The 421-nt window shown below is 41.3% G+C and carries 1 pseudogene; it reads right to left on the bottom strand.

Annotated elements, in window-relative coordinates:
* Positions 1 to 275, bottom strand: a pseudogene (locus tag E3E37_RS11250) (hypothetical protein); the annotation flags it as partial.
* Between the last annotated feature and the right edge of the window lie 146 nt (positions 276 to 421).

Here is a 421-nt window from a genome sequence, read left to right on the forward strand (position 1 = left end):
CTCTCACACCTCAGAAGAGCCATTAAAGCTGGAGCAGTGTACTTTGCTTCTGGGGGGGAATGAGAATTAGAACCCCATGCAAATTCAGGTGTTTTGATTTTATTGAGCCACTCACATCCTTCAAGTGCTCTTGGATAATCCCCATACTCATACAAACCAATCACTGCAAAAGATGTTTCAAGTGTCGTTGGCTCCCAGACATTAGGGACCTCGATTGCGAGAGTGAGATTCGTTGATATTATTAAAAGAATAAAAATAAATGTTATTTTTTTCATTCTGCACCCTCCAAAGAAAGGAGGTAAAGAGAAATAAAAAGATTTGGAATCAGCCGTAGTAGACTCTGGTCAAGAGCTCGTAATATGCCCAGCCTACTGTGTTGTATGCATAGACAAGGAATGTCCAATCTCCTGGGATCGGATTG

The sequence above is a fragment of the Thermococcus sp. ES12 genome (genome assembly GCF_012027515.1).
In the GTDB taxonomy this organism is placed as follows: Archaea; Methanobacteriota_B; Thermococci; order Thermococcales; family Thermococcaceae; genus Thermococcus; species Thermococcus barossii.